Origin of the sequence: Streptomyces sp. NPDC050422 (genome assembly GCF_044458665.1) — a bacterium.
Classification (GTDB): domain Bacteria; phylum Actinomycetota; class Actinomycetes; order Streptomycetales; family Streptomycetaceae; genus Streptomyces.
On the sequence record NZ_JBITIE010000010.1, the window covers coordinates 21115 to 43994 of the forward strand.

At 69.1% G+C, this 22880-nt stretch carries 25 protein-coding genes; 18 read left to right on the forward strand and 7 right to left on the reverse strand.

The features are described 5' to 3' along the window. Positions 1–20: 20 nt before the first annotated feature. From ACIBJG_RS16915 to ACIBJG_RS16940, 6 genes are all read left to right on the forward strand, one after another. A complete protein-coding gene (locus ACIBJG_RS16915; RefSeq protein WP_399308299.1) occupies positions 21–1031 on the forward strand; it encodes an ABC transporter permease in 1011 nt (336 codons plus the stop codon). After that, positions 1028–2122, forward strand: a complete 1095-nt coding sequence (locus ACIBJG_RS16920) for an ABC transporter ATP-binding protein (protein WP_399308300.1) — start codon at positions 1028–1030, stop codon at positions 2120–2122. The genes ACIBJG_RS16915 and ACIBJG_RS16920 overlap by 4 nt, the downstream gene beginning before the upstream one ends. A gap of 50 nt (positions 2123–2172) precedes the next feature. Continuing rightward, positions 2173–3387: a dipeptide ABC transporter ATP-binding protein gene (locus ACIBJG_RS16925; RefSeq protein ID WP_399308550.1), complete on the forward strand. Its 1215-nt coding sequence runs from the start codon at positions 2173–2175 to the stop codon at positions 3385–3387. 18 nt (positions 3388–3405) lie between these two features. After that, on the forward strand, positions 3406–4065 hold the full coding sequence (locus ACIBJG_RS16930; protein WP_399308301.1) for a trimeric intracellular cation channel family protein: 660 nt from the start codon (positions 3406–3408) through the stop codon (positions 4063–4065). Positions 4066–4348: 283 nt separating this feature from the next. Further along, complete coding sequence (locus ACIBJG_RS16935; protein ID WP_399308302.1) at positions 4349–5215, forward strand: thioesterase family protein; 867 nt, start codon at positions 4349–4351, stop codon at positions 5213–5215. 37 nt (positions 5216–5252) lie between these two features. Beyond that, positions 5253–6242 carry a helix-turn-helix transcriptional regulator gene (locus ACIBJG_RS16940; RefSeq protein WP_399308303.1) on the forward strand — a complete coding sequence of 330 codons (990 nt, stop codon included), beginning with the start codon at positions 5253–5255 and terminating at the stop codon, positions 6240–6242. Here the strand turns inward: ACIBJG_RS16940 and ACIBJG_RS16945 are convergent. Both ACIBJG_RS16945 and ACIBJG_RS16950 read right to left on the reverse strand, forming a co-directional pair. Next, entirely contained in the window at positions 6190–7053 is an 864-nt protein-coding gene (locus ACIBJG_RS16945) for an alpha/beta fold hydrolase (protein ID WP_399308304.1), read from the reverse strand. The genes ACIBJG_RS16940 and ACIBJG_RS16945 overlap by 53 nt on opposite strands. Positions 7054–7063: 10 nt before the next feature. Beyond that, a complete protein-coding gene (locus ACIBJG_RS16950) occupies positions 7064–7717 on the reverse strand; it encodes a TetR family transcriptional regulator (RefSeq protein ID WP_399308305.1) in 654 nt (217 codons plus the stop codon). Positions 7718–7804: 87 nt separating this feature from the next. Between ACIBJG_RS16950 and ACIBJG_RS16955 the strand changes: the two genes are divergently transcribed. The 3 genes from ACIBJG_RS16955 to ACIBJG_RS16965 all read left to right on the forward strand — a co-directional run bounded on the left by ACIBJG_RS16955 (position 7805) and on the right by ACIBJG_RS16965 (position 9863). After that, positions 7805–8047 (forward strand): hypothetical protein, encoded by a 243-nt coding sequence (locus tag ACIBJG_RS16955; protein WP_399308564.1) that lies wholly within the window; start codon positions 7805–7807, stop codon positions 8045–8047. Beyond that, positions 8044–8391: a DUF4190 domain-containing protein gene (locus ACIBJG_RS16960; protein WP_399308306.1), complete on the forward strand. Its 348-nt coding sequence runs from the start codon at positions 8044–8046 to the stop codon at positions 8389–8391. The genes ACIBJG_RS16955 and ACIBJG_RS16960 overlap by 4 nt, the downstream gene beginning before the upstream one ends. A gap of 302 nt (positions 8392–8693) precedes the next feature. Then, positions 8694–9863, forward strand: a complete 1170-nt coding sequence (locus tag ACIBJG_RS16965; RefSeq protein ID WP_399308307.1) for a cysteine desulfurase family protein — start codon at positions 8694–8696, stop codon at positions 9861–9863. An 18-nt stretch (positions 9864–9881) separates the two neighbouring features. On the opposite strand, the gene ACIBJG_RS16970 is transcribed toward ACIBJG_RS16965, so the two are convergent. Further along, positions 9882–10559 (reverse strand): N-acetylmuramoyl-L-alanine amidase, encoded by a 678-nt coding sequence (locus ACIBJG_RS16970; protein ID WP_399308308.1) that lies wholly within the window; start codon positions 10557–10559, stop codon positions 9882–9884. Positions 10560–10620: 61 nt separating this feature from the next. On the opposite strand from ACIBJG_RS16970, the gene mnmA reads away from it, so the two are divergent. The 5 genes from mnmA (at position 10621) to ACIBJG_RS16995 (ending at position 17905) form a co-directional block, all read left to right on the forward strand. After that, positions 10621–11751, forward strand: a complete 1131-nt coding sequence (gene mnmA / locus ACIBJG_RS16975) for a tRNA 2-thiouridine(34) synthase MnmA (protein ID WP_399308309.1) — start codon at positions 10621–10623, stop codon at positions 11749–11751. A gap of 112 nt (positions 11752–11863) precedes the next feature. Next, positions 11864–13132 carry an ATP/GTP-binding protein gene (locus ACIBJG_RS16980; RefSeq protein ID WP_399308310.1) on the forward strand — a complete coding sequence of 423 codons (1269 nt, stop codon included), beginning with the start codon at positions 11864–11866 and terminating at the stop codon, positions 13130–13132. Beyond that, the gene (locus ACIBJG_RS16985) at positions 13129–13962 is read left to right on the forward strand and encodes an RloB family protein (RefSeq protein WP_399308311.1); all 834 of its coding nucleotides are present in this window, start codon (positions 13129–13131) and stop codon (positions 13960–13962) included. Before ACIBJG_RS16980 ends, ACIBJG_RS16985 begins: the two co-directional genes overlap by 4 nt. 108 nt (positions 13963–14070) lie before the next feature. Beyond that, positions 14071–16665: an N-6 DNA methylase gene (locus ACIBJG_RS16990; protein ID WP_399308312.1), complete on the forward strand. Its 2595-nt coding sequence runs from the start codon at positions 14071–14073 to the stop codon at positions 16663–16665. Then, complete coding sequence (locus tag ACIBJG_RS16995) at positions 16655–17905, forward strand: restriction endonuclease subunit S (protein ID WP_399308313.1); 1251 nt, start codon at positions 16655–16657, stop codon at positions 17903–17905. Before ACIBJG_RS16990 ends, ACIBJG_RS16995 begins: the two co-directional genes overlap by 11 nt. On the opposite strand, the gene ACIBJG_RS17000 is transcribed toward ACIBJG_RS16995, so the two are convergent. Further along, entirely contained in the window at positions 17902–18099 is a 198-nt protein-coding gene (locus ACIBJG_RS17000) for a DUF397 domain-containing protein (RefSeq protein ID WP_399308314.1), read from the reverse strand. The genes ACIBJG_RS16995 and ACIBJG_RS17000 overlap by 4 nt on opposite strands. 11 nt (positions 18100–18110) lie before the next feature. Then, positions 18111–18965, reverse strand: coding sequence for a helix-turn-helix transcriptional regulator (locus ACIBJG_RS17005; protein ID WP_399308315.1), 855 nt, complete (start codon positions 18963–18965; stop codon positions 18111–18113). 285 nt (positions 18966–19250) lie between these two features. On the opposite strand from ACIBJG_RS17005, the gene ACIBJG_RS17010 reads away from it, so the two are divergent. From ACIBJG_RS17010 to ACIBJG_RS17020, 3 genes are all read left to right on the forward strand, one after another. Beyond that, on the forward strand, positions 19251–19739 hold the full coding sequence (locus ACIBJG_RS17010; protein ID WP_399308316.1) for an ATP-binding protein: 489 nt from the start codon (positions 19251–19253) through the stop codon (positions 19737–19739). A 66-nt stretch (positions 19740–19805) separates the two neighbouring features. Then, complete coding sequence (locus ACIBJG_RS17015; RefSeq protein ID WP_399308317.1) at positions 19806–20009, forward strand: hypothetical protein; 204 nt, start codon at positions 19806–19808, stop codon at positions 20007–20009. 270 nt (positions 20010–20279) lie between these two features. Beyond that, positions 20280–20843 carry an HD domain-containing protein gene (locus ACIBJG_RS17020; protein WP_399308318.1) on the forward strand — a complete coding sequence of 188 codons (564 nt, stop codon included), beginning with the start codon at positions 20280–20282 and terminating at the stop codon, positions 20841–20843. Here ACIBJG_RS17020 and ACIBJG_RS17025 read toward each other — a convergent pair. Next, positions 20831–21298, reverse strand: a complete 468-nt coding sequence (locus tag ACIBJG_RS17025; RefSeq protein WP_399308319.1) for an NUDIX hydrolase — start codon at positions 21296–21298, stop codon at positions 20831–20833. The two genes, ACIBJG_RS17020 and ACIBJG_RS17025, sit on opposite strands and share 13 nt — an antisense overlap. Then, positions 21285–22058: a helix-turn-helix domain-containing protein gene (locus tag ACIBJG_RS17030; RefSeq protein WP_399308320.1), complete on the reverse strand. Its 774-nt coding sequence runs from the start codon at positions 22056–22058 to the stop codon at positions 21285–21287. Before ACIBJG_RS17030 ends, ACIBJG_RS17025 begins: the two co-directional genes overlap by 14 nt. 96 nt (positions 22059–22154) lie before the next feature. Between ACIBJG_RS17030 and ACIBJG_RS17035 the strand changes: the two genes are divergently transcribed. Then, the gene (locus ACIBJG_RS17035) at positions 22155–22847 is read left to right on the forward strand and encodes an HAD family hydrolase (protein ID WP_399308321.1); all 693 of its coding nucleotides are present in this window, start codon (positions 22155–22157) and stop codon (positions 22845–22847) included. Positions 22848–22880: the final 33 nt, after the last annotated feature.

The window sequence follows — 22880 nt, forward strand, 5'->3', positions numbered from 1 at the left end:
GATACCGGCGCCGGATAGCTGTGGCTGCGTACATCATCCGACGCGTCTTCGGCGCGGTACTGCTGCTGTTGATCGTCAGCGCAGTCACCTTCGCGATCTTCTTCCTCGTCCCCCGACTGGCCGGGCAGACGATGGACCAATTGGCGGCCCAGTACGTGGGCAAGGACGCCAATCCGCAGTCCATCCTCGCGGTCAAGCAGAACCTCGGCCTCGACCAGCCGCTGTACATCCAGTACTGGCACTTCCTCAAGCAGCTGTTCGTCGGCGCCGACTTCCAGTTCGGTCCCGAGGCCACGCACTGCGGTGTGCCGTGCTTCGGCTACTCCTTCAAGCGTCACGTCGAGGTCTGGCCCGAGCTGACCGCGCGCATTCCGGTCACGTTCTCCCTGGCCATCGGTGCTGCCGTGATCTGGCTGATCAGCGGTGTGGCCATCGGTGTCGTCTCCGCGCTCAAGCGGGGCTCGATCCTCGACCGCTTCTTCATGACCGTCGCACTCGCCGGCGTCTCCCTCCCGATCTTCTTCACCGGCATGCTCGCGCTGGGTGTGCTGACGGTGCAATGGCCGATCTGGGAAGGCGTCAACTACGTCGCGTTCACGGACAGTCCATTCGACTGGGCGTGGAACATGCTGATCCCGTGGTGTTCGCTGGCCTTCCTCTACTCCGCGCTCTACGCCCGCATCACCAGAGCCGGGATGCTGGAGACGATGGGCGAGGACTACATCCGTACGGCCCGCGCCAAGGGCCTCAGGGAGAGCAAGGTCATCGGCAAGCACGGTCTGCGGGCCGCGCTCACCCCGATCGTCACCATCTTCGGCATGGACTTCGGCCTGCTGGTCGGCGGTGCCGTCATCACCGAGACCGTGTTCTCCTTCCCTGGACTCGGCCAGTACGCCATCAAGAGCGTGCAGGAGAACGACCTGCCGATCGTCATGGGCGTGACGCTCGTCGCCGCCTTCTTCATCGTCATCTGCAATCTGCTGGTGGATCTGGTGTACGCCGCCATCGACCCCAGGGTGAGGCTTTCGTGACCGAGGTTTCCAAGGCACAGACCGCGGCGGTGGGCGAGCCCGCCACCGCCGCGCGGGCCGGCAGCGATGACGCCTTCCTCTCCGTACGGGACCTGCGCATCCACTTCAAGACCGACGATGGTCTGGTCAAGTCGGTCGACGGCGTCAGCTTTGACGTGAAACCCGGACAGACCCTCGGCATCGTGGGCGAGTCCGGCTCCGGCAAGTCCGTCACCTCGCTCGGCGTGCTCGGTCTGCACCGCACGGCCCCCAACGCCCGGATCTCAGGCGAGGTCTGGCTGGACGGCGAGGAGCTGATCGGCGCGTCCGACGAGCGGGTGCGCCAGCTGCGCGGCCGCAAGATGGCCATGATCTTCCAGGACCCGCTCTCCGCGATGCACCCGTACTTCTCGGTCGGCGCGCAGATCGTGGAGGCGTACCGCGTCCACAACAAGGTCAGCAAGAAGATCGCCCGCACCCGGGCCATCGAGATGCTCGACCGCGTCGGCATCCCCGAGCCGCACAAGCGGGTCGACTCCCACCCGCACGAGTTCTCCGGCGGTATGCGCCAGCGCGCCATGATCGCGATGGCCCTGGTCAACAACCCGGAACTGCTCATCGCCGACGAGCCGACCACCGCCCTGGACGTCACCGTCCAGGCGCAGATCCTGGACCTGATCCGGGACCTGCAGAAGGAGTTCGGCTCCGCCGTCATCATGATCACGCACGACCTCGGGGTCGTCGCCGAGATGGCCGACGAACTCCTGGTGATGTACGGCGGCCGGTGCATCGAGCGCGGTCCGGCGGAGAAGGTCTTCTACGAGGCCCAGCACCCGTACACCTGGGGTCTGCTCACCTCGATGCCGCGCATCGACCGCGAGCAGACCGAGCGGCTGATCCCCGTCAAGGGCCAGCCCCCGTCGCTGATCAACATCCCCTCCGGCTGCGCCTTCAACCCGCGCTGTCCGTACGCGGACATCCCCAAGGACAACGTCACCCGCACGACGCGTCCCGAGCTGGAACTGGTCGGCGACGGCCACTTCTCCGCCTGCCACATGGCACCGGAGGAGCGGACCCGGATCTGGACCGAAGAGATTGCGCCGAAGCTGTGAGCGAGGCGAGTGATGTGAGCGACGTGAGCGAGAAGAAGGATCCCCCGGTGCTGGAGAAGGACGTGAAGATCCCGGAGCAGGCGACCTCCTCGCGCGAGCCGCTGCTCAGGGTCGAGGGCCTGGTCAAGCACTTCCCGATCCGCAAGGGCCTGCTGGGGCGGCAGAGCACCTCCGTCAAGGCCGTCGACGGCATCGACTTCGAGGTGTACCCGGGCGAGACGCTCGGCGTCGTCGGCGAGTCCGGCTGCGGCAAGTCGACAATGGGCCGGCTCATCACCCGGCTGATCGAACCGTCGGGCGGCAAGGTCGAGTTCGAGGGCCGGGACATCACGCACCTGTCCATGGGCAAGCTGCGGCCGATGCGCCGCGACGTCCAGATGATCTTCCAGGACCCGTACTCCTCCCTGAACCCGCGCCACACGATCGGCACGATCGTCAGCGCGCCGTTCAGGCTCCAGGGCGTCGAGCCCGAGGGCGGTCTCAAGAACCACGTCCAGGAGCTGCTGTCGCTGGTCGGGCTCAGTCCCGAGCACTACAACCGCTACCCGCACGAGTTCTCCGGCGGTCAGCGCCAGCGCATCGGCATCGCCCGCGCGCTCGCCCTGCGCCCGAAGCTGGTCGTCGCCGACGAACCGGTCTCGGCGCTGGACGTGTCGATCCAGGCGCAGGTGGTGAACCTGCTGGACGACCTCCAGGACGAGCTCGGGCTCACGTACGTGATCATCGCGCACGACCTCTCCGTCATCCGCCATGTCTCGGACCGCATCGCGGTCATGTACCTGGGCAAGATCGTCGAGCTGGCCGACCGGAAGTCGCTGTACTCGGCGCCCATGCACCCGTACACCAAGGCCCTGATGTCCGCGGTGCCGGTACCGGACCCGCGGCGGCGCGGGGTGAAGAGCGAGCGCATCCTGCTCAAGGGCGATGTTCCCTCGCCGATCTCGCCGCCCAGCGGCTGCCGCTTCCACACCCGGTGCTGGAAGGCGACGGAGATCTGCAAGACGCAGGAGCCGCCGCTGATCGCGCTGAAGACCGGCCATCAGGTCGCCTGCCACCACCCGGAGAACGCCGAGGACCAGGCGCCGGGCCAGCAGGTGCTGGCCGGGGCCCGGGAAGCGGTCGAGCTGGTCTCGGTCGCGAAGGCGGAGCCGGAGCCGGACGTCGAGGCTGTTGCCGAGCCGGTCGCGGAGGCGGATGTGGAAGCCGACACGGAGCCCGACGCCGCGACACCCTCGGAAAGCTCCGAGGACAGCACCAAGGAGTAGTACCGGCACAATTGCCCGGTGCTCAACGAACTGTTCACGCCCTCCGTCCAGCATGCGCTCGACATCGCCGGGATCTTCGTCTTCGCGATCTCCGGCGCTCTGCTCGCCGTACGCAAGAACTTCGATGTCTTCGGCATCGCGGTGCTCGCCGAGGTGACCGCTCTGGGCGGGGGGCTGTTCCGTGACGTGATCATCGGCGCGGTGCCGCCCGCCGCCTTCACGGACCTCGGCTACTTCACCACCCCGCTGCTCGCCGCCGGCCTGGTCTTCTTCCTGCACCCGCAGGTCGAACGGATCCAGCTCGGCGTCAACATCTTCGACGCGGCGGGCCTCGGGCTCTTCTGCGTCACGGGGACGGTGAAGGCGTACGACTACGGCCTCGGGCTGACCGCGTCCGCGGCGCTCGGCCTGACCACCGCGGTCGGCGGCGGTGTGCTGCGCGACGTGCTCGCCAACGAGGTGCCGTCGCTGCTGCGCTGGGACCGCGACCTGTACGCGGTGCCGGCCATCGTCGGGGCGGCCATGACCGTGCTCTGCATCCGCTTCGACGCGCTCAACGCCGTCACCAGCGGCTGCGCGGTGCTCACGGCGTTCGCGCTGCGGCTGCTGGCGCTGCGCTACCACTGGCGGGCCCCGCGCGCCTACAACCGGCGCTCGGCGACGGCGGACGAGGGCTAGGTCGTGTTTGAGAAGTCCCGTCTGTCTCGCGTGGTCCGGCACGCACGCTCGCCGCGTTGCCGAAATGCCCTAGTAGCTCCTTCCCCAAGCTCTCAACTGCGTTCGAGCAGGGGAGACCCCATCCGAGGGCACCCCGGCGCCTTGCGATCGCACGCACCGGACCACGCGAGACCCGCCCTCCGGGCGGCCGACGCTACTTCTCAAACACTCCCTAGGGCCTGTGTTGTCTCTTCGCACCGAAAAAGCTACCGCTCAGTAATCGCATCGGTGTACGGTGCATTCCATGGCACAGGCAGCAACGCAGGCGGCACCGACCGCGCAGGCATCCATCGGTGACAGCGAGTTCGACCGGGACACCGCCGTCACCCTCCGCGAGGAAGGCGTCTACGACGCCGAGCTCTCCGCGGGCTGGACGATCATCCACGCCGTCAACGGGGGCTACCTGCTGGCCATGCTCGGCCGCGCACTCGGTGAGGCCCTGCCGCACCCGGACCCCTTCTCCGTCTCCGCGCACTACCTCACCGCGTCCGTTCCCGGCCCGGCTGTGATCCGCACGCAGACCGTCCGCACCGGACGTACCCTCTCCACCGGCCAGGCCTCCCTCTTCCAGTACGCCGAGGACGGTGCCGAGGTCGAGCGCATCCGGGTCATCGCCACCTACGGCGACCTGGACGCCCTGACCGACGACATCCGCACGTCGGCCCAGCCTCCGGCCATCCCGCCCCGGGAGCACTGCCTCGGCCCGAGCGACGGCCCCGCCCCGATCCCCGGCAGCTCCGCGATCACCGAGCGGCTCGACATCAAGCTCGATCCGGCGACGATCGGCTGGGCCATCGGGCAGCCGTCCGGCAAGGGCGAGATGCGCGGCTGGTTCGGGCTCGCGGACGGCCGCGACGCCGACCCGCTCTCGCTGCTCCTCACCGTCGACGCGCTGCCGCCGACCTCGTTCGAGCTCGGGCTCAAGGGCTGGACCCCGACCATCGAGCTCACCACCCACATCCGCTGCCGCCCCGCTCCGGGCCCCCTGCGCGTCTCCATCACCACCCGCAACCTGGCGGGCGGCTTCCTGGAGGAGGACGCGGACGTCTGGGACAGTGCGGACCGGCTGGTCGCCCAGTCCCGCCAGCTGGCCCGCGCACCGCGCAGCTGACGCCCCGCACCGGCCGGGTCCGGGGGATGCTGGGCCGGTGAAATCCGACCGGCTGCTCTCGATCCTGCTGCTGCTCCAGACCCGGGGGCTGGTGCCCGCGACCGAGCTGTCCGAGCGCTTCGACGTCTCCGTACGCACCATCTACCGGGACGTCGAGGCGCTCTCAGCGTCCGGCGTACCCGTCTACGCCGAACGTGGCCGCCACGGCGGCATCACCCTGCTGCCGGGGTTCCGCACCGATGTCACCGGGCTGACCGCCGACGAGTCGCGCGCCCTGTTCGTCCTGGCCGCGGACGGCGCCCATGCCGCGCTCGGCCTCGACGAGGCGATCGGCTCGGCCCTGCGCAAGGTGATGGCGGCGCTGCCCGCCCCGCACCGGCCCGCCGCCGAGCTGACCAGTCGCCGGATCCTCGTCGACCCGGTGCGCTGGATGGGCGGCCGGTCCGCCGCCGTCGACATCGGTGACCTGCATGACGCCGTGTTCGCCGACCGGCGGCTGCGACTGCGCTACCGGCACAGCGGTACGCGGACCGCCCGCACCTACACCGTCGATCCGTACGGCCTCGTGGTGAAGGCGGGGGTCTGGTACCTGGTCGCCGACCGTGACGGGGAGCCGCAGCTCTTCCGCGCCGACCGGGTGCGCGAGGCCACGCTCACGGAGGACCCGGTCGTGCGCAGGCCCGGCGTGGAGCTGGCGCAGGTCTGGGAGCTGCTGCGCCGGCAGGTCGAGGAACGGCGGGGCACGGTGACCCTGCGGGTGCGGGTGCACCGCTCCCGGCTGGATCACTTCCTCCGGCTGAACACGGGCGTGCTCACGGGGAATCCGAGCCTCGAGGGCGGGGGTGAGTGGCTGCGGGCCGACCTCGCCGTGGAGTCGGTGGAGTGGGCGCGCTCCCTGCTCTCGTTCGGCCCGAACCTCGAGGTGCTGGCCCCGCCGGAGGCGCGCGCGGTGATGGCCGCGCACGCGGCCGCGGTCATGGCGCTGTACGGGGATCCGGGGCCGGGGGAGTCCGCAGGAAGCGGGTGAGCGCGGCGGTCAGCTCCGCCGGGGCGTCCTCCTGTACGAGATGCCCGGCCCCCTCGATGATCCGCAGCTGACTGCCGGGGACGAGGGCGGCCAGTTCGCGGCCGCGGGCGACCGGGATCCAGGTGTCCTCGGCACCCCAGCAGATCAGTACCGGCAGGGCGAGCTCTCCGTACCGGTGCTGGATCTCGTCGGTGAACCGCTGGTCGTTCTGGCTGATCTGCCGGTAGAAGGCGGCCTGCCCCGCCTCGGTGCGCCAGGGGGCGACGAGCCGGTCCAGGACCGCCGGGGACAGCCCGGGGCCGCTGGCGGAACGCACGTACTCCCGCACCAGCGCCCGGTGCAGCGCGGGCGGCAACTGCCCGAAGACCTCCGGGTGTCCGCCGAGCAGCCGGTACGTGGGGGAGCCCCAGGGTGCCAGTGCCACCGGGTCGACCAGGGCGAGGCGGCGGTAGCGGGCGCCGTGCAGCAGATGGGCGCGCAGGGCGACACAGCCGCCGAAGTCATGGGCGACCACGGTGGGTTCCGGCAGCTCCCAGTGGCCGAGGAGCTCGGTGAGGACCCGGGCCTGGGAGCCGAGCGAGACGTCCTGGCCCTCGAACTGCGCGGAGACGCCGTACCCGGGCAGGTCCCAGACGAAGACCCGGTGGTCCTGGGCCAGCGCCCGGGCCACGCCGCGCCAGACGTACGAGGAGAAGGGCGTGCCGTGCACCAGCACGACGGGCGGCGCCTCGGTCCGGCCCAGGGCGGCCCAGCGGACCTCCCCGGCGGAGCTGTGGAACGTACGGTCCAGGGCCCATGCGTCGTCGCTCATGGCAGGCAGCCTAGGGTGCCCCCGAAGCCGATGAGGAGGATGCGGGCCCGTCCAGCCAGTGCAGGCGGCCGAGAGTGACCAGGCGCAGACGACGCCGGGCGACGCGGGCCACCTCCATGTCGCCGTCCGGACCGGCATCCAGCATGGCGGAGGCGGTGATCACCATGTGGTCGACGTAGAGGCCGCCCAGCATCAGCAGATCCTCCTCGTTCCACCCCCGTGACTCGGGCTCGTCCGCGAGCGCCGCCGCCACCTCCTCGGCGAACCGCCTCAGCTGCGCCGCGATGGCTTCGCGGACCGGGCCGACCCCGCCGTGCTGCTCGCGGGCGATGAAGCGGAAGTGGGCGGGCTGCTCGCGGACATGGCGCGCTATCAGGTCGACGCTGCGGTCCAGCCGGACCTCGCTGTCGCCGGTCTCGGCGAGGATCGCGCCGATCATTCCGTGCAGGCTGCCCAGCGTCTGCTCGACCAGAGCCACGCCGAGCGCGGCGATGTCGTCGAAGTGCCGGTAGAAGGCGGTGGGCGCGACACCCACGGCGCGCGTCACCTCGCGCAGGCCCAGGCTGCTCAGGCTCTGGTGCTCCAGCAGCCCGAGGGCAGCGTCCAGCAGGGCTTGACGCGTCTTCAGCTTCTGGGTCTGGCGGATGCCGGCGGTGTGACTCATGCCATTCAGTAAACAACTGTTCTCCAGGGCGGGGAAGGAGAGCGCGGGTCTAGACTGACAAGTCAGTGAACAGTCGTACTCTCAATCGTGGAAAGGCTGACCATGATCGTCCTCGTCGCCGCCCTGCTCCTGATGGGGATCGTGCTGGGAGCAGTGGTCCAGATTCCGCTTCCGATGTCCCTCGCGCTGGGTGCCCTGATCGGCTGCTGGCTGCTGGTCTTCGCCGTACGCGAACGGACGGGGTGCGCGTCGCCGCTCGCGGTGACCGCCCGCACTTCCGCCAGGACGTCCACCGCACCGCATCCAGACCCGAAGGAGTCCGCACCATGACCCTCACCGCGTTCGCCCGCCGCTCCGAGGCCGCCGCCCGTCCTCCCGTCGGCGACGCCCCCGCCCCGGCCGCCCCGTCGTCGCCGGACGCTCCGGTCAGGCAGCCCACCCGCGACGCGGACGGTCTCGCCGTCGCGTCCTTCGTGGCCGGCCTCCTCGGCCTCCTGGTGATGAACCTGCTGCTCGGCCCGGCGGCCATCGTCATGGCGCTCGTCGCGCTGGCCCGCTCCACCGCCCGTCGCGGCCGCGCCCTGCTCGGGCTGGCGCTCGGCGTCGCCGACCTGGCGATCCTCGCCTTCCTCGTCACCGGAAACGGCGTCGTCGCCTGGAACTTCGGCGGCTGACCGAGCACCGATACCGGCCCGCTCCCGCCGGATCGGGCTCCCGAACGGGGCGGCCCGGACCGTGCCTTCCGGGGTGCGCGGGCCCCGGGACCCGATGCGCCCGCCGTACGCTTGGCCTGCCGTTCGGATCAGGCCGGGCTCGCGGGCTCCGGTGCCGCACCTCGCGGCGTTGTCGTCAGTCAACAACGCTCCGCGTTGCCTCAATCCTCCGCCTTGCGATGCACGGCACCGGAGCCCGCTCCCTGATCCGGCCTGATCCGAACGACAGACCCAGGCCGCAGGCTCGTAGAATCGAGCCCACCATGGCCTACCTCGACCACGCCGCGACCACGCCGATGCTGCCGGAGGCGATCGCTGCGATGACCGCGCAGCTCGCCGCCACCGGCAACGCGTCCTCACTCCACGCCGCCGGGCGCCGGGCCCGCCGTACCGTCGAGGAGTCCAGAGAGACCCTCGCCGACGCCCTCGGCGCCCGCCCCAGCGAGGTGGTTTTCACCTCCGGCGGCACCGAGTCGGACAACCTCGCGGTGAAGGGCCTGTACTGGGCCCGTCGCGACGCCGATCCCCGCCGCACCCGGGTCCTGGCCAGCCCCGTCGAGCACCACGCGGTGCTGGACGCCGTCGACTGGCTCGCCGAGCACGAGGGCGCGACCGTCGAATACCTCCCGGTCGACCGCTACGGCCGCGTCCACCCCGACGCGCTGCGCGAGGCGCTGGCCCGTCACCCCGAAGACGTCGCGATGATCACCGTGATGTGGGCGAACAACGAGATCGGCACCGTCATGCCGGTACGTGAACTGGCCGAGGTCGCACGCGAGTTCGACGTCCCCATGCACGCCGACGCCGTACAGGCCTTCGGGCAGCTCGAAGTCGACTTCGCCCGCTCCGGGCTGGCCGCGATGACCGTGAGCGCGCACAAGATCGGCGGCCCGTTCGGCGTCGGCGCGCTGCTGCTCGGCCGCGAGTACACCCCCGTACCCGTGCTGCACGGCGGCGGGCAGGAACGTCATGTGCGCTCCGGCACCCTGGACGTGCCCGGCGTCGCCGCGTTCGCCGTCGCGGGCAGGATGGCCGCCGACGGGCGGGAGGGCTTCGCCCGGGAGATCGGCGGGCTCCGCGACGAGCTGGCCGCGGCCGTCCTGGCGCAGGTCCCCGACGCGATCCTCGGCGGCGACCCGGCCCCCGGTGGGCGGCTGCCGGCCAACGCGCACTTCACCTTCCCCGGCTGCGAGGGCGACTCCCTCCTGCTGTTGCTGGACGCGCAGGGCATCGAGTGCTCCACCGGTTCCGCCTGCACGGCCGGGATCGCCCAGCCCAGCCACGTCCTGCTGGCCACCGGCACCGATCCGGACCTGGCCCGCGGCACCCTGCGCTTCTCGCTGGGCCACACCTCGACCGAGCAGGACGTCGAGGACGTGGCGCGGGCGATCGGCCCGGCGGTGGAGCGGGCCCGGACGGCGGGGCTCAGCTGACGGCCCCGGGGCCCGGCCTCAGACTCTCGCTGCCCGGACCAGCTTCATGTACCGGTCCCAGTCCCAGTGCTTCCCCGGGTCCGTGTGGTCGGCCCCAGGCACCTCCACGTGCCCGATGATGTGCTTGCGGTCCACCGGGATGTCGTACCTCGCGCATATCGCCGCGGTCAGCCGGGCGGACGCCCCGTACATCGCGGCCGTGAAGCCCTGCGGGCGGTCCACGAAGCCCTCGTGCTCGATGCCCACGCTGCGCTCGTTGTAGTCGCGGTTGCCCGCGTGGAACGCCACGTCCAGCTCCCGGATCATCTGCGTCACATGACCGTCCTTGCGCACCACGTAGTGCGCCGCGGCCCCGTGCCCCGGGTCCTGGAAGACCCGGACCGCGCTGCTGAAGCTGCCCTGGGTGATGTGGATGACCACGCGGTCTATGCCGTAGTCGTCGGGGCGGTCCGCCCGCCGCCAGTTCGCCTCGGAGGCCGCCGTCCATGTCGCCCGGGCGTAGTCCACCTCACCCGGTTTGCGCGGCTTCTCCACCCCGGGCAGCCGCCACCAGGCCCGCTTCAGCTGGTCCCGGGCGAGCGCCGCCGTACCCGCCGCCGTGACGACGCCGCCGATCAGCACCGCGCGCCGGCTGATGCCGCTGCCGGTGCCCGATCCCGCGGCGCCCTTGGCGCCCGCCGTCCCCTTGGTCCCCATGTGACCGACAACGCTTATCCGCGAGCATTCGGTTCCCGTCGCCCCGTACCCTGGTGGAGCTATGACTCAGACTTCCCAGCGCCCCCTCCGCGTACTCGCCGCCATGTCGGGCGGTGTCGACTCCGCCGTCGCGGCGGCCCGCGCCGCCGAGGCGGGCCACGACGTGACCGGTGTGCACCTCGCCCTCTCGGCCAACCCGCAGTCCTTCCGGACCGGAGCCCGGGGCTGTTGCACCATCGAGGACTCCCGTGACGCCCGCCGTGCCGCGGACGTCATCGGCATCCCCTTCTACGTGTGGGACCTGGCGGAACGCTTCCGCGAGGACGTCGTGGAGGACTTCGTCGCCGAGTACGAGGCGGGGCGCACCCCCAACCCGTGCCTGCGCTGCAACGAGAAGATCAAGTTCGCGGCCCTGCTCGACAAGGCCCTGGCACTCGGCTTCGACGCGGTGTGCACCGGCCACTACGCCACCGTTGTCCTCGCCGACGACGGCAGCCGCGAGCTGCACCGCGCCTCCGACATGGCCAAGGACCAGAGCTACGTCCTCGGCGTCCTGGACGAGCGCCAGCTCGCCCACGCGATGTTCCCGCTCGGCGACACCCTCACGACGAAGGGCGAGATCCGGGCCGAGGCCGAGCGCCGCGGTCTCGCCGTGGCCAAGAAGCCCGACAGCCACGACATCTGCTTCATCGCCGACGGCGACACCCAGGGCTTCCTGGCGGACCGCCTCGGCGGCACTGCGGAGGGCGACATCCTCGACGAGTCCGGTACGAAGCTCGGCACCCACGAGGGCGCCTTCGGCTTCACCATCGGCCAGCGCAAGGGCCTGCGCATCGGCCACCCGGCCGCCGACGGCAAGCCGCGCTACGTCCTGGACATCTCCCCGGTGAACAACACGGTGACGGTCGGCCCGGTCGAGGCCCTCGACGTCACCGCCCTCACCGCGATCAAGCCCCGCTGGTGCGGCACCCCGCCGTCCGGCCCCGGCACGTACACCGCCCAGCTCCGCGCCCACGGCGGCGAGACCGAGGTGAGCGCCGAGCTGGTGGACGGGACGCTCAGCGTCGCCTTCACCGAGCCGGTACGGGGCGTGGCCCCCGGCCAGGCGGTCGTGCTGTACGACGGGACGCGCGTGGTCGGGTCGGCGACGATCGCTACGACGGTGCGGCGGGAGACGGTCGCCGCGGGCTGAGGGGCCGGGGCTGGCACGGCCGGTGCCGGCGTCATAGGCTGCCAGTGCGGATCGTCCGCATGCGGTGTACGTACGACGGGGCCAGCCTCCCCGTCCTGTCGGGAGGCCGAGGGTGCTACTGCGTTTCCGGGTGGCCAATCACCGCTCGATCCGCGATGAGTGCGAGCTGTCGCTCATCGGACCGGACCACGGTGACGGCAATGCCCGAGTGACCGGTCTCCGTCACGACGGGCACGACGTGTCGGCTCTGCCGGTGCTGGGCATCTTCGGCTCCAACGCAGCGGGCAAGAGCAACATGCTCAGTGCACTGTCCGACATGCGCCATGCGGTCCGCACGTCGTTCGCCGACTGGACGAAGTCGCCCGGCGTGCCCCGCGAGCCCTTCAAGCTCGACCCCGCGTGCGCGGAGGAGACCAGCCTGTTCGAGGTCGATCTCTCCCTCGGCCGTAGCAGTACCCGCTTCACGTACGGCTTCGAGCTCTCGGACGAGCGCGTCGAGGCCGAATGGCTGCACGCCTACCCCGGGGGCAAGCGGGAGACCTGGTTCGACCGCGAAGCGGGCAGGCCCGACGCGGAGGGCGGGGAGTTCGTCTTCGAGGGCGAGGGCTTCACCGGGAATCGCGAACTCCTCGTGTCCGTCACGCGGCCCGACTCCTTGTTCCTGTCCACCGCCGCCACCCTGAACGACCGCCAACTTTCCGCACTGCACCGCTGGTTCCTGGACAACCTGTGGCTGGTGACACCCGGTGAGGATGTCGGACACCGCACCAAGTGGACCCTGGACCTCATCGAGCAGAACGCGAAGGACGGCTACCGCGAGCGGGTCCTGCACCTGCTGGCCGCCGCCGATCTCGGCGTCACCGGCATGGAGGTCGACCCGGAGACCGGAGCGGTCAGACTCCGGCACCGCACCGGAGACGGAACGGACACCCCGCTGGACTTCCTCACCGAGGAGTCCTTCGGCACCCACGCCTGGTTCGCCTTCCTCGGGCCGATGTTCACCGTGCTCGACAAGGGCGCGGTGCTGCTCGTGGACGAGCTGGACTCTTCCCTGCACCCGACACTGGCGGCGGAGGTCGTACGGATCTTCCAGGACCCGAAGGCCAACCCGCGCAACGCGCAGCTGATCTTCACCACGCACGACGCCACCCTCCTCGGCAGCGAAGTACTGGACCGGCCGCTGGGCCGCGACCAGGTCTGGATCGCGGCCAAGGACCGGTCCGGTGCGACGGAGGTCTATCCGCTGACCGCCGCCCACCCGAAGGACGGCGAGAACCTGGAGCGCGGCTATCTGCGCGGGCGCTACGGCGGGGTGCCCCGCGTCAGCGCGGGCGAGATCGCCCGCGAACTGTCCTGGCAGGAGGAGAAGGCAACAGCGTGAGTACGTCGCGGGGTGGGCAGCAGGGACAGCACGATGCCGAAGGGCAGGCGGACGAGCCGCCCCGGCGGAAGCGTAAGAGCCGCAAGGGCGAAGAGAAGCCCCTCGTGGCCCCCACGCCACCGCCTCCGGCCGATACACGGGCGCAACGGGTGCTGTACGTCGGCTGCGAGGGCGAGTCCACCGAGCCGGACTACCTCAACTACCTCAACGAACGCTTCGGGGACGGCAGCCTCAGCGGTGGACGGCGGTTCAAGATCCAGCCGGTTTACACCAAGAACGGGTACACACCGGCCAGGGCTGTTGCCGCTGCGCAGAGCCGGGCCGGGGAGGACGAGGCATGGGCCCTGTTCGACAGGGACAAGCACCACGACATCGCCGACGCGGTGAAGCTCGCGGCTGAGCAGGGCACGGAGGTCTGCTTCTCGCACCCCTCGTTCGAACTGTGGCTGCTGCTCCACTTCCAGGACTTCGGCGGCCGGCGGAGCGGGAAGAACGAAGACGTGATCGCCGCGCTGAGGAAGGCCGACCCGGCTTTTAAGAAGTTCGATACCAGGAACAACAAGAGCGTCAAGGACAAGCGCCGCACGGCGCTGGACGAGAAGGAGTCGGGTGCAGTCAGCCGGGCACGGCGCATGGTCAAGCAGTGCGAGCACGGCAGGTGCGAGGCCAAGTCCACCCGCAAAGACCGCTACCAGTGGGCCGGCGCCCCTGAGCGCCCCGATCCACTGATCCCGCAATCGGGCCACGCCGCCGACTGCCCGGTCCTCGGCCGTGACCCGTCCACCGACGTCTGGCGGCTGCTGGTGAGCCTCGAAATCGTGGACGCCTGACCGCTCGGGGGAAGCTCGATCCGGTCATCGGTCCGCACCGGATCCACGGGACGTCTACGCTTCCCTGAGCATCCCGATCCCCTCACCGTACGTACGAAGGAATGGCGCGTGGCCAGAATCACCCTGCCCGAGCTCGAACGGCACCTGTATTCGGCCGCCGACATCCTGCGCGGCCGGATGGACGCCTCCGAGTACCGGGACTACATCTTCGGGATGCTCTTCCTGAAACGCGCCTCGGATGAGTTCCAGCCCGAGTGGGAGCGGGTGCACCGCGAGCACCTGGACCGGACGAAGGACGAGACGAAGGCGCTGAAGCGGGCCAACGACCCGGACTCGTACACCCGGGTCTTCTACGTTCCGCCCCGGGCACGCTGGTGGAACGGCCCTCACTTCGACCCTGCGTCCCCGAACAGTCCGGCGCACGGCATCCAGACCCTCACCGACAAGGTCGGCGAGCGGCTCGACCAGGCGATGGTCGCGCTCAGCGAGGGCAACGAGCGCCTCGCCGGTGTGACCACGCACATCAGCTTCAACGAGGTCGTCGGCACGAAGCCCCGCTTCACCGATGCCGAACTGGCCCAGTTGATCCGTCACTTCACGCTCTACCGGCTGCGTAACGAGGACTTCGAGTTCCCCGACATGCTGGGCGCTGCCTACGAGTACCTGCTGGGGGAGTTCGCCGACTCGGCCGGACAGAAGGGCGGGGAGTTCTACACCCCGCGCGCTGTCGTACGCATGATGGTCCGGCTCGTCGACCCGAAGGCCGAGGAGTCCGTCTACGACCCGTGCGCCGGCTCCGGCGGCATGCTGATCGCGGCCCGCGAGCATGTGGAGGAGCACGGCGAGAACCCGACGCTTCTCTCGGTCAACGGGCAGGACAAGAACGGCCCCTCCTGGTCCATGGCCAGCATGAACATGGTGCTGCACGGCATCAAGGAGTTCTCCCTCAAGCACGGGGACACCCTCGCCGAACCGCTGCACTTCCAGCCGGGCACCACGCAGCTGCGCCGGTTCACGAAGGTTCTTTCCAACCCGCCGTTCTCCCTGAACTACGACGCCTCCCAGGTTGCCGAGGCCGACAGGAACCACGGGAAGCGGATGAAGCACTGGGCGCCGGAGGGCGGCAAGAAGGCCGACCTCATGTTCGTCCAGCACATGGTGGCGGTGCTGGAGGAGCGGGGCGTCGCGGCGATCGTCATGCCGCACGGGGTGCTGTTCCGGGGCGGCAAGGAACGCGACATCCGCGAGCAGCTCCTCAGGGACGACTGCATCGAGGCGGTCATCGGCCTCGGTCCGAACCTGTTCTACGGGACGGGTATCCCGGCCTGCGTGCTGGTGCTCCGCCGCCCGCACCGCAAGCACAAGGACCGGGCGGGCAAGGTCCTGTTCATCAACGCCGACCGGGAGTTCACGGTGGGCCGGAACCAGAACGAGCTCCGTCCGGAACACGTCGAGAAGATCGTCACCACGTACGAGCGGTGGCGCCGGATCCCGCGCTACTCGCGCGAGGTCGAGGTCGACGACCTGATGGCGGCGGAGGCCAATCTCAACATCCGCCGCTGGGTGGACAACTCGCCGCCCGCCGAGCCGCAGGACGTACGGGCGCACCTGTACGGCGGGGTGCCGGTGACCGAGGTCGCGGACCGCGCGGAACTGTTCCGCTCGTTCGGCGTGGATGCGACGGAGCTGCTCGCGGTGCGGGACGGCGACCCGGACTACTACGACTTCCTGCCGGAGGGCCCGGACGCGACGGCGGCCCGCATCCCGTGGCTGGCGGAGAAGAAGAAGTCCGAGCTGGACGAGGTGTACGGCACGTGGTGGAAGGCCCACGCGCCGCTGTTCGCGGGGCTTGCGGCGGACCGTGAGCTGATGAAGCTGCGGAGCGGGCTCCTTGACTCATTCAAGCGGGACATCGGTGCCGTCGGCGTGATCGACGAGTTCACCACGGCCGGCATCATCGCCGACTGGTGGGCCACCAACCGCTACGACATGAAGGCGCTGGCTGCGGGCGGGTTCGAGCGGGTGCTGACGGGGTGGGTCGACTCGGTCGAGGCGATCGTCGAGCCGGTGATCCCGGGCGACGACACCACGACCCGTAAGACGACGGTCACGGCACTCGACCGCCGCCGCGCCATGGACCAGCCGGTCGTGCGCGTGCTGATCCCGGAGTTCCTGGACGCGGTGACGGCGGCGGACAAGGCGGTCGCCGAGGCGGATGTGGCGTACAAGACGGCGCTGGAGGCGCTGGCCGAGGCGAAGGGGCCGGAGCCGCTGGACGGGGACGTCGAGGCGGACGAGGGTGCGGACGACGCCGAGCCGGAGGAGGACGCGGCTCCGGTGGCTTCGGCGGAGGAGATTGCCGTGCTGTCCGGTGCGGTCGCGGCCGGAAAGAAGGCTCTGGCGGTTGCCAGGAAGAAGCGGAAGGCTCTGGACGAGGTGTTCCTGCGCCAGCTGCGGGCCGCGCGGGACGTGGTGAGGGCCGCGGAGGAGGGCGGCCCGGAGCGGGTGGTGATGGAGGTGCTGGACGGAGATCTGTCCGGGCGGCTGGACTCGGCTGCGGCGGGGCGGCGGCGGAAGCTGGTGGCGGCGTTCCGGAGGTGGGCGGAGAAGTACGGGGTGTCGCTTTCCGACCTGGAGGCGGAGAGCGATGGGGCTGCTGGCGAGCTGGGAAAGTGGCTGGAGGAGCTGGGCTATGCGCGTTGAGACTGAGCGCAAGCGCGATTTTCTGTCGGCTGGCTGGCGGCGACTGCGACTCGCAGATGCGGGACAGTGGCGGTCGGGCGGGACTCCCAGCACGTCGAACGATGCTTACTGGGGCGGTGATATCCCGTGGATCAGTGGCGCAAGCATGAAGGACTTCCACGTCACCGACTCCGCACGCCGCCTTACCCTGCTAGGCGCCAAGAACGGGTCGCGACTGGCTGAACCGGGTACGACCCTCTTCGTAGTGCGGGGTATGAGCCTCAAGTCGGAGTTCAGGATTGGTGTTGCTGAGCGGCAGGTGGCATTCGGACAAGACGTCAAGGCCTTGATCCCCGCCGACGGCATCGATCCCCATTTCCTTGCTTACGCGATCCGGGTTCGTACGCCGGAGATCCTGAGCATGGTGGAAGAGACCAGCCATGGCACGGGCCGTCTGGACACCGCGCGCCTCAAGGAACTGGAAATCGGCGTCCCGTCGATGGAGGAGCAGCGCCGGATCGTCGCCGTGCACGCCGCCTTCGAGCGGCGGATCAGCGCCCTGGAACAGGCGCTGAGCAAGCTGGACGTTGCGCGTGAGGCTCTGTCTGCCCAAGCTCTGGGCGACAGCCAAGGGGAGGGCTGGCCCTTTCGACCCCTGGATGAGGTAGCCACAGTGGCTGCAGGGGTGACCCTTGGATCCGAGCCGGTTGGTGAGGGGACTATAGAGCTCCCGTACCTTCGCGTGGCAAACGTGCTAGATGGTCGCATCGACACTGTGGAAGTGAAGTCGGTCCGCATTCTCCAGGCGCAGCGCGAGCGGTTCGCTCTTCGCAAAGGAGATCTGCTTCTCACCGAAGGCGGAGACCTGGACAAGCTGGGGCGAGGCGCGGTCTGGGACGGGCGTATCGACGTGTGCTTGTACCAGAACCATGTCTTCCGCGTTCGATGCGGCGCGCGGATGTTGCCGGACTTTCTTGCCTTGTGCACCTCGTCGACCGAGGGGCGGGCCTACTTCCAGCGTGTGGGTAAGCAGACGACCAATCTGGCCTCGATTAACTCGACGCAGGTAAAGAAGATGCCCGTCCCTGTGCCGCCGATTGCGGAGCAGAAGCGATTGCTGGGCCCGATTCATTCGGTACGTAGCCGGATTTCGGTGGTCGAGAGGCATATCGCGAAACTGCGGGTGGTCCAGCAAGGAGCTGTCGAAGACTTGCTTGGCGGGAAGACAAGTACCCTGTCAGTGGCAGGTTGCCCCGACTAGCTGAGGCCACTTTTCTCGGCTTTCAACCCGCGCACGAGTGCGCGCAGCGCAGCCCGGTTTGTCGTCAGGACGGAAGCCGGGCTCTCGCTCTCGCGGAGCACGATGCCCACGGTTTTCGGCCAAGCGGCAACCTCGACGCAGTTGTTGCCGCCCCCGCCGCAGAACGACGAGCGCTGCCAGTCATGTTCGGTCACAGCACGACCCCTTACAGTTCGCGGGCGATCGACCGGATGAGGTCACGCGACTCATCTGGCGGGAGGGCTGATCCCTCCATCAGATCCAAGAGCGAACGGTAGTTCCCCAGGGGCGTTGGTGCATCAACGAAGTGGCCGCCGAACGATGTGTCGAGCTGAACGGTGTCGAGCTGAGCGACTGGCCCCTCGGCGTACAGGATCGACTGGCCGGCGCCGTGGAAGGCACCCGCGCGAAAAGGGATGATCAGTAGGGTCACGTGTGGAAGCTCGGAGGCTTCCATCAGGTAGCCGAGCTGCCTGCGAGCGACTTCGCGTCCCCCGAACTCAAGCCGCAGGGCTGCCTCGTGGATGATGCCGAGGTACGGAGTCGGGGCCTCGCCGGTCATAACAGCCTGACGGCTCATTCGATGGGCCACGCGGAGCTCGACCTCCAGCCTGGGTAGCTGAGGCACCGTGAACTCGAAGATCGCTCGTGCGTGTTCCTCGGTCTGGAAGAGGCCTGGCAGGTGCACGGTCTGAGCCGTCCGGATGCGCGTCGCGAAGTGCTCAATCTCGGAGATGTCCAAGTGGCCTTCCGGGAGCTTGCCCCGGTATTCGTTCCACCAGTGTTTGTTGCGTCGCCCTGCTGCCATCGCCGCGAGGGCGTCGATCAGCGCTGTGTCCCCGCACCCGTAGTGACAGGCGACTTGTCGCACGCGGTCCGCACTCAGGCCAGTACGTCCGGCCTCGATGTTGGACACCATAGTGCGGTCTGATCCCAGGAGTGTCGCGGCTTCCTGGATCGATATGCCCGCTTGTTCACGCATGCGGCGAACTTCAGTCGCCAAGCGGCGCTGACGGCCAGTGGGCGCGTTACGTGGGGCCATGGGTCCTCTCTCGTATCCCTGCATAGTCTCGCAGGCCTTGAGCTCTGCGGCCCAACAGCGGGCACTCACTCACTCATTCGTGGAAATCGACTCACATGTGAGTGATTCTCCCTTAGCTTATGACCTGCGCCATACGCCTCCGGGTACGGAAGCGCACCGATCCACCCTGCCCGCCCGGGAAGCAGGCCAGGACCGGCATTGCCACCGCCACTCGCTGCTTACCAACCGCAACCACCTCTGGCGCAAGCCCACTTCACCCACCCACTCGCACCCCAGGAGGTGCCCGTGAGGACCAAGCCCACCCCCTATGCCCCGCACGCCCCGTACGACGACACCCCGTACGCACTCCACCCCACCCCCATCCCCTTCGCCGACCCCTGGAGCTACGAACTCGTCTTCCCCCACGACCCGCGCGGCCCCCGCATCGCCCGCACGACCCTCCGAGCCGTCCTCGGCGCTCACGAACTGACCGAACTCAGCTATCGCGCCGGGCTGTTGACCTCCGAGCTGACCACCAACTCCGTGCGGCACGCCCAAGGTCACGCCGGCGTGCGGCTCCAGTGGCGGCATCCGGTGCTCAGAGTCAGCGTCTGGGATCTGAGCCCGGACCTTCCCAAGCCCTACAGGCCGGCCGTCGGCGTCGAGGCCGAAGCCGGGCGGGGCATGGCCATCCTCGAACTCGTCGCCGACCGCTGGGGCGGATGTGCCATAGGGGAAGGGGAGTTGGGCTCGGGCGGAAAGACCATCTGGTTCGAGTTGGCGCTCTCGACCTGACCACCGCCCAGCGCGCCCCGCTCGGCTCTCGGTCGCCCCTTTGTCCGGCTGGTCCGGGGAAGCGGCATGGTTTATTCCGCCGCAGGGGAGCGGAATATCGCATACATGTCAAAATTTATGGGCTGGGTGGTCGTCCTTGCCTTGGCGATCTGGAGCGTGTTCGCGTTTCAGTGGCTGGACAAAGGGTGCGATGCCGTAGAGGCGTACACGGCTGTGTTCACGTACGGGACGCCGGAGGGTCTGGAGTTCCTGCCGGCCTGCAACAGTTGAGCGGCGACACGTTCTGACACGAATAGGCGGGTGCGGGCGCACCGGCGAGCTGGTCGGCCGTTCCCGCGCCAATGCCTGGGGCGACCCGCACGGCCTGGAACCTTGTGTGAGCTCGGACCAGGTCGACTCGCCATGAGGTGTTGGCCCCTGGCGAGGAGTCGATCGCCGCTGTGTGCTCCTGGACATCATCTTGTGCAGAGGAGAGTTGCAGTCAAGTCCGGATTCCTGGCGGGCGGCTGACCTTGGTTCCGGCTGGGCATCGAACGAGCCATGGGAGAAACGATGCAGGTGTGGGCGAGGTGTGTAGCCGAGAAGGAGCTCAGTGGCATGCTGCCCCGAAGGTGGGCGCATTCCCAGGGTGTGGCGGCGCGTGCTGCCGGGCTCGGCCCGGTCCTGGCAGGGGACGCCGAGCTGCTGGTTTCTGCTGCGGTGCTGCACGACGTGGGCTACGCGCCCCGGCTCACGGCGACAGGTTTTCACCCGCTCGACGGGGCGCGGTTTCTCCGGGACGAGCACGGGGCCGATGAGCGGTTGGTCAGGCTGGTGGCGAACCATTCGTTCGCGCTGTTGGAAGCCGAGGAACGCGGACTGGCAGAGGTGCTCGTGCGCGAGTTCCCCGTGCCAGAGGAAGCCCGGCTTGTGGATGCGCTTGTCTACTGCGACATGACGACGACGCCCGACGGGGAGCGAACCACTGCCGCTGAGCGGGTGGCGGAGATCGCGAGGCGCTATGGGGCGGACAGTTTGGTGGGGCGTTTCATCCTTCGGGCGGAGCCCGCCATCGTCACCGCCGTGGAGCGGGTGGAAGCGGTGCTGGCGGCTCAGCCCAGGTAAGGGTAGGTGCCGGCGAGGAAGTCACCGATCTGCTGCCGCATGCTGGGGTGGATGTCGTACTGGTCCAGGTCGGATGGCTGGATGTAGCGGACACCGTCGGCTTCGTCGTTGATGGTGGGTTCGCCGCCCACCGGTCGGCCGATGTAGGTGTTCTCGTACTGCTGGCGGATCTCGCCGTCGCTGTAGGCCACGATGTGGTCGGGGTTGGTGTACACGCCCAGGAAGCCGGTGATCTCGGCGATGATGCCGGTCTCTTCCAGGCACTCGCGCACCGCGCACTGAGCCGCAGTCTCGCCGATGTCCTGAGCGCCCCCCGGCAAGGCCCACTGGCCCGTGTCGCGGCGGCGCTGAAGCAGGAGGGCGCCACTCTCGTCGACGACGAGCAGGTTGCTGGCGGGGACGAGCGTGTTCGCCTTCGGGGCCTTGGGATCGTTGTAGTACTCAGTCCTGCCCATGGGACGAGGACACCTCCCGGTCTGGCGTCCAAGGCCGCGCACCGGCCCAGACAGCGTCGAAACTCTGAGCGTAGTTGTCGAACCACCCAACTGAGTCAACCTTCTTGAGATGTAACAGTGGGTTGGCGCTGGCCGGTTGGCCCCAGACGTGCGGATTGATCAGCAGGTCGTTGTCGTAGCGGAACAACGAGGTGTAGAGGGTGGTGTCGTGGAGCCTGACTTCGCATCCGACCTCAGCCATCAGGGGGCGGTAGTAGGTCAGCGAGGCGCGGATCTTGGCCGCGAGAGCGTCGCCGATGCCTTCCTCGTGTCCTCGGATCGCCGCTGCGCGACCATTCGAGTCACCGAAGCAGAGCCGTACTTGAACCCCGGCCGCCGCGCGCTCGGCAAGCATTTTTGCGACATGGGGGTTGGACTGTGCGAAGAAGGTGCCGGAGAAGACGAGGACGCTGATCTGCTCCTGGGCCCCCCGGAGCAGCGAGAGCCACATGTCACGGGGCACGCTCGCGCGGTTCTGGTAGGTCCCGACCAGCTCTATGCCTGACCCGGCGCTGGGCTGTCCGGTACTCGGCACAGGGGCCGGCCATAGGAAAAGTTCCTCCACCCGTAGATGCTGGGCGACCCGGAATCTGTGGCGCGGGTGGGGAACGCGCCCGCCAAGCCATCGGCCGACCGTCTTGGGATCCACCTCGCAGGCTTCGGCGAGTGCCTCGGGCGAGACGCCACGCTGGGCGAGTACGGAGTGCAATCGCTCGTTCACAGTCGCCATCCAAGCTGAGGCGGCTACGAGCGGGCAAGGACGTTACGGGACGTTCCTCGGCCCGAGGCTTCGTCCGCGGAACCTACGCTTCTTGGTATGGAGCTCATCGTCCTGTGGGATATCGACCACACGCTCATCGAAAATTCCGGGGTCAGTAAAGAGATCTACGCCGCTGCCTTTGCCGCGTTGACAGGGGCTGACCCGGCTGAGCCCGCGCGGACGGAGGGACGTACGGATCGCCTCATCATGCGCGACATGATCCAGCGGAACGGCCTGTCCGAGCCCGCCTGGGCTGTTGTCGAGGCGGCCCTTGCCAGCGCGGGGGAGGAGCGCCTTCACGAACTTCGTCGGCGCGGAACGGCGCTGCCTGGCGTGCGCGAAGTATTGAAGGAAGCTTCGGTACGGGAAGGCTGGGTGTCCTCGGTACTCACGGGCAACATCGCGGCCAACGCTCGTGTGAAGGTGGCGGCCTTCGGCCTCGACCCCTTGCTGGATCTGGCTGCCGGCGCCTATGGAGCTGACGCCCTCCTACGTTCCGGGTTGGTCGCCGTCGCCCGCGCGCGAGCCCAACGTCTGCGGGGCGCGCGAAGTGACGTTCCTGTCGTGCTCGTCGGCGACACCCCGAGGGACGTTGAGGCCGCCCTCGACTCCGGATCCAGGATCATCGCGGTCGCCTCTGGCCTGCACGGTGTCGAAGAGCTGGCCGATGCAGGCGCCCACGTAGTGCTGCCCGGCCTGACGGACACCGCGCGCGTGATCGGAATCCTGGAGACTTTCGCGGCGCATTGAAAACGTCCCAGGACGTCCTCGTAGCGTCCGGAT

Coding starts and splice junctions, on each gene's coding strand:
- ACIBJG_RS16935 (WP_399308302.1), top strand. CDS start 4,349: ATGGCACAGGCAGCAACGCAGGCGGCACCGACCGCGCAGGCATCCATC.
- ACIBJG_RS16945 (WP_399308304.1), bottom strand. CDS start 7,053: ATGAGCGACGACGCATGGGCCCTGGACCGTACGTTCCACAGCTCCGCC.
- ACIBJG_RS16950 (WP_399308305.1), bottom strand. CDS start 7,717: ATGAGTCACACCGCCGGCATCCGCCAGACCCAGAAGCTGAAGACGCGT.
- ACIBJG_RS16960 (WP_399308306.1), top strand. CDS start 8,044: ATGACCCTCACCGCGTTCGCCCGCCGCTCCGAGGCCGCCGCCCGTCCT.
- ACIBJG_RS16965 (WP_399308307.1), top strand. CDS start 8,694: ATGGCCTACCTCGACCACGCCGCGACCACGCCGATGCTGCCGGAGGCG.
- ACIBJG_RS16970 (WP_399308308.1), bottom strand. CDS start 10,559: ATGGGGACCAAGGGGACGGCGGGCGCCAAGGGCGCCGCGGGATCGGGC.
- mnmA (WP_399308309.1), top strand. CDS start 10,621: ATGACTCAGACTTCCCAGCGCCCCCTCCGCGTACTCGCCGCCATGTCG.
- ACIBJG_RS16995 (WP_399308313.1), top strand. CDS start 16,655: ATGCGCGTTGAGACTGAGCGCAAGCGCGATTTTCTGTCGGCTGGCTGG.
- ACIBJG_RS17005 (WP_399308315.1), bottom strand. CDS start 18,965: ATGGCCCCACGTAACGCGCCCACTGGCCGTCAGCGCCGCTTGGCGACT.
- ACIBJG_RS17015 (WP_399308317.1), top strand. CDS start 19,806: ATGGTTTATTCCGCCGCAGGGGAGCGGAATATCGCATACATGTCAAAA.
- ACIBJG_RS17020 (WP_399308318.1), top strand. CDS start 20,280: ATGGGAGAAACGATGCAGGTGTGGGCGAGGTGTGTAGCCGAGAAGGAG.
- ACIBJG_RS17025 (WP_399308319.1), bottom strand. CDS start 21,298: ATGGGCAGGACTGAGTACTACAACGATCCCAAGGCCCCGAAGGCGAAC.
- ACIBJG_RS17035 (WP_399308321.1), top strand. CDS start 22,155: ATGGAGCTCATCGTCCTGTGGGATATCGACCACACGCTCATCGAAAAT.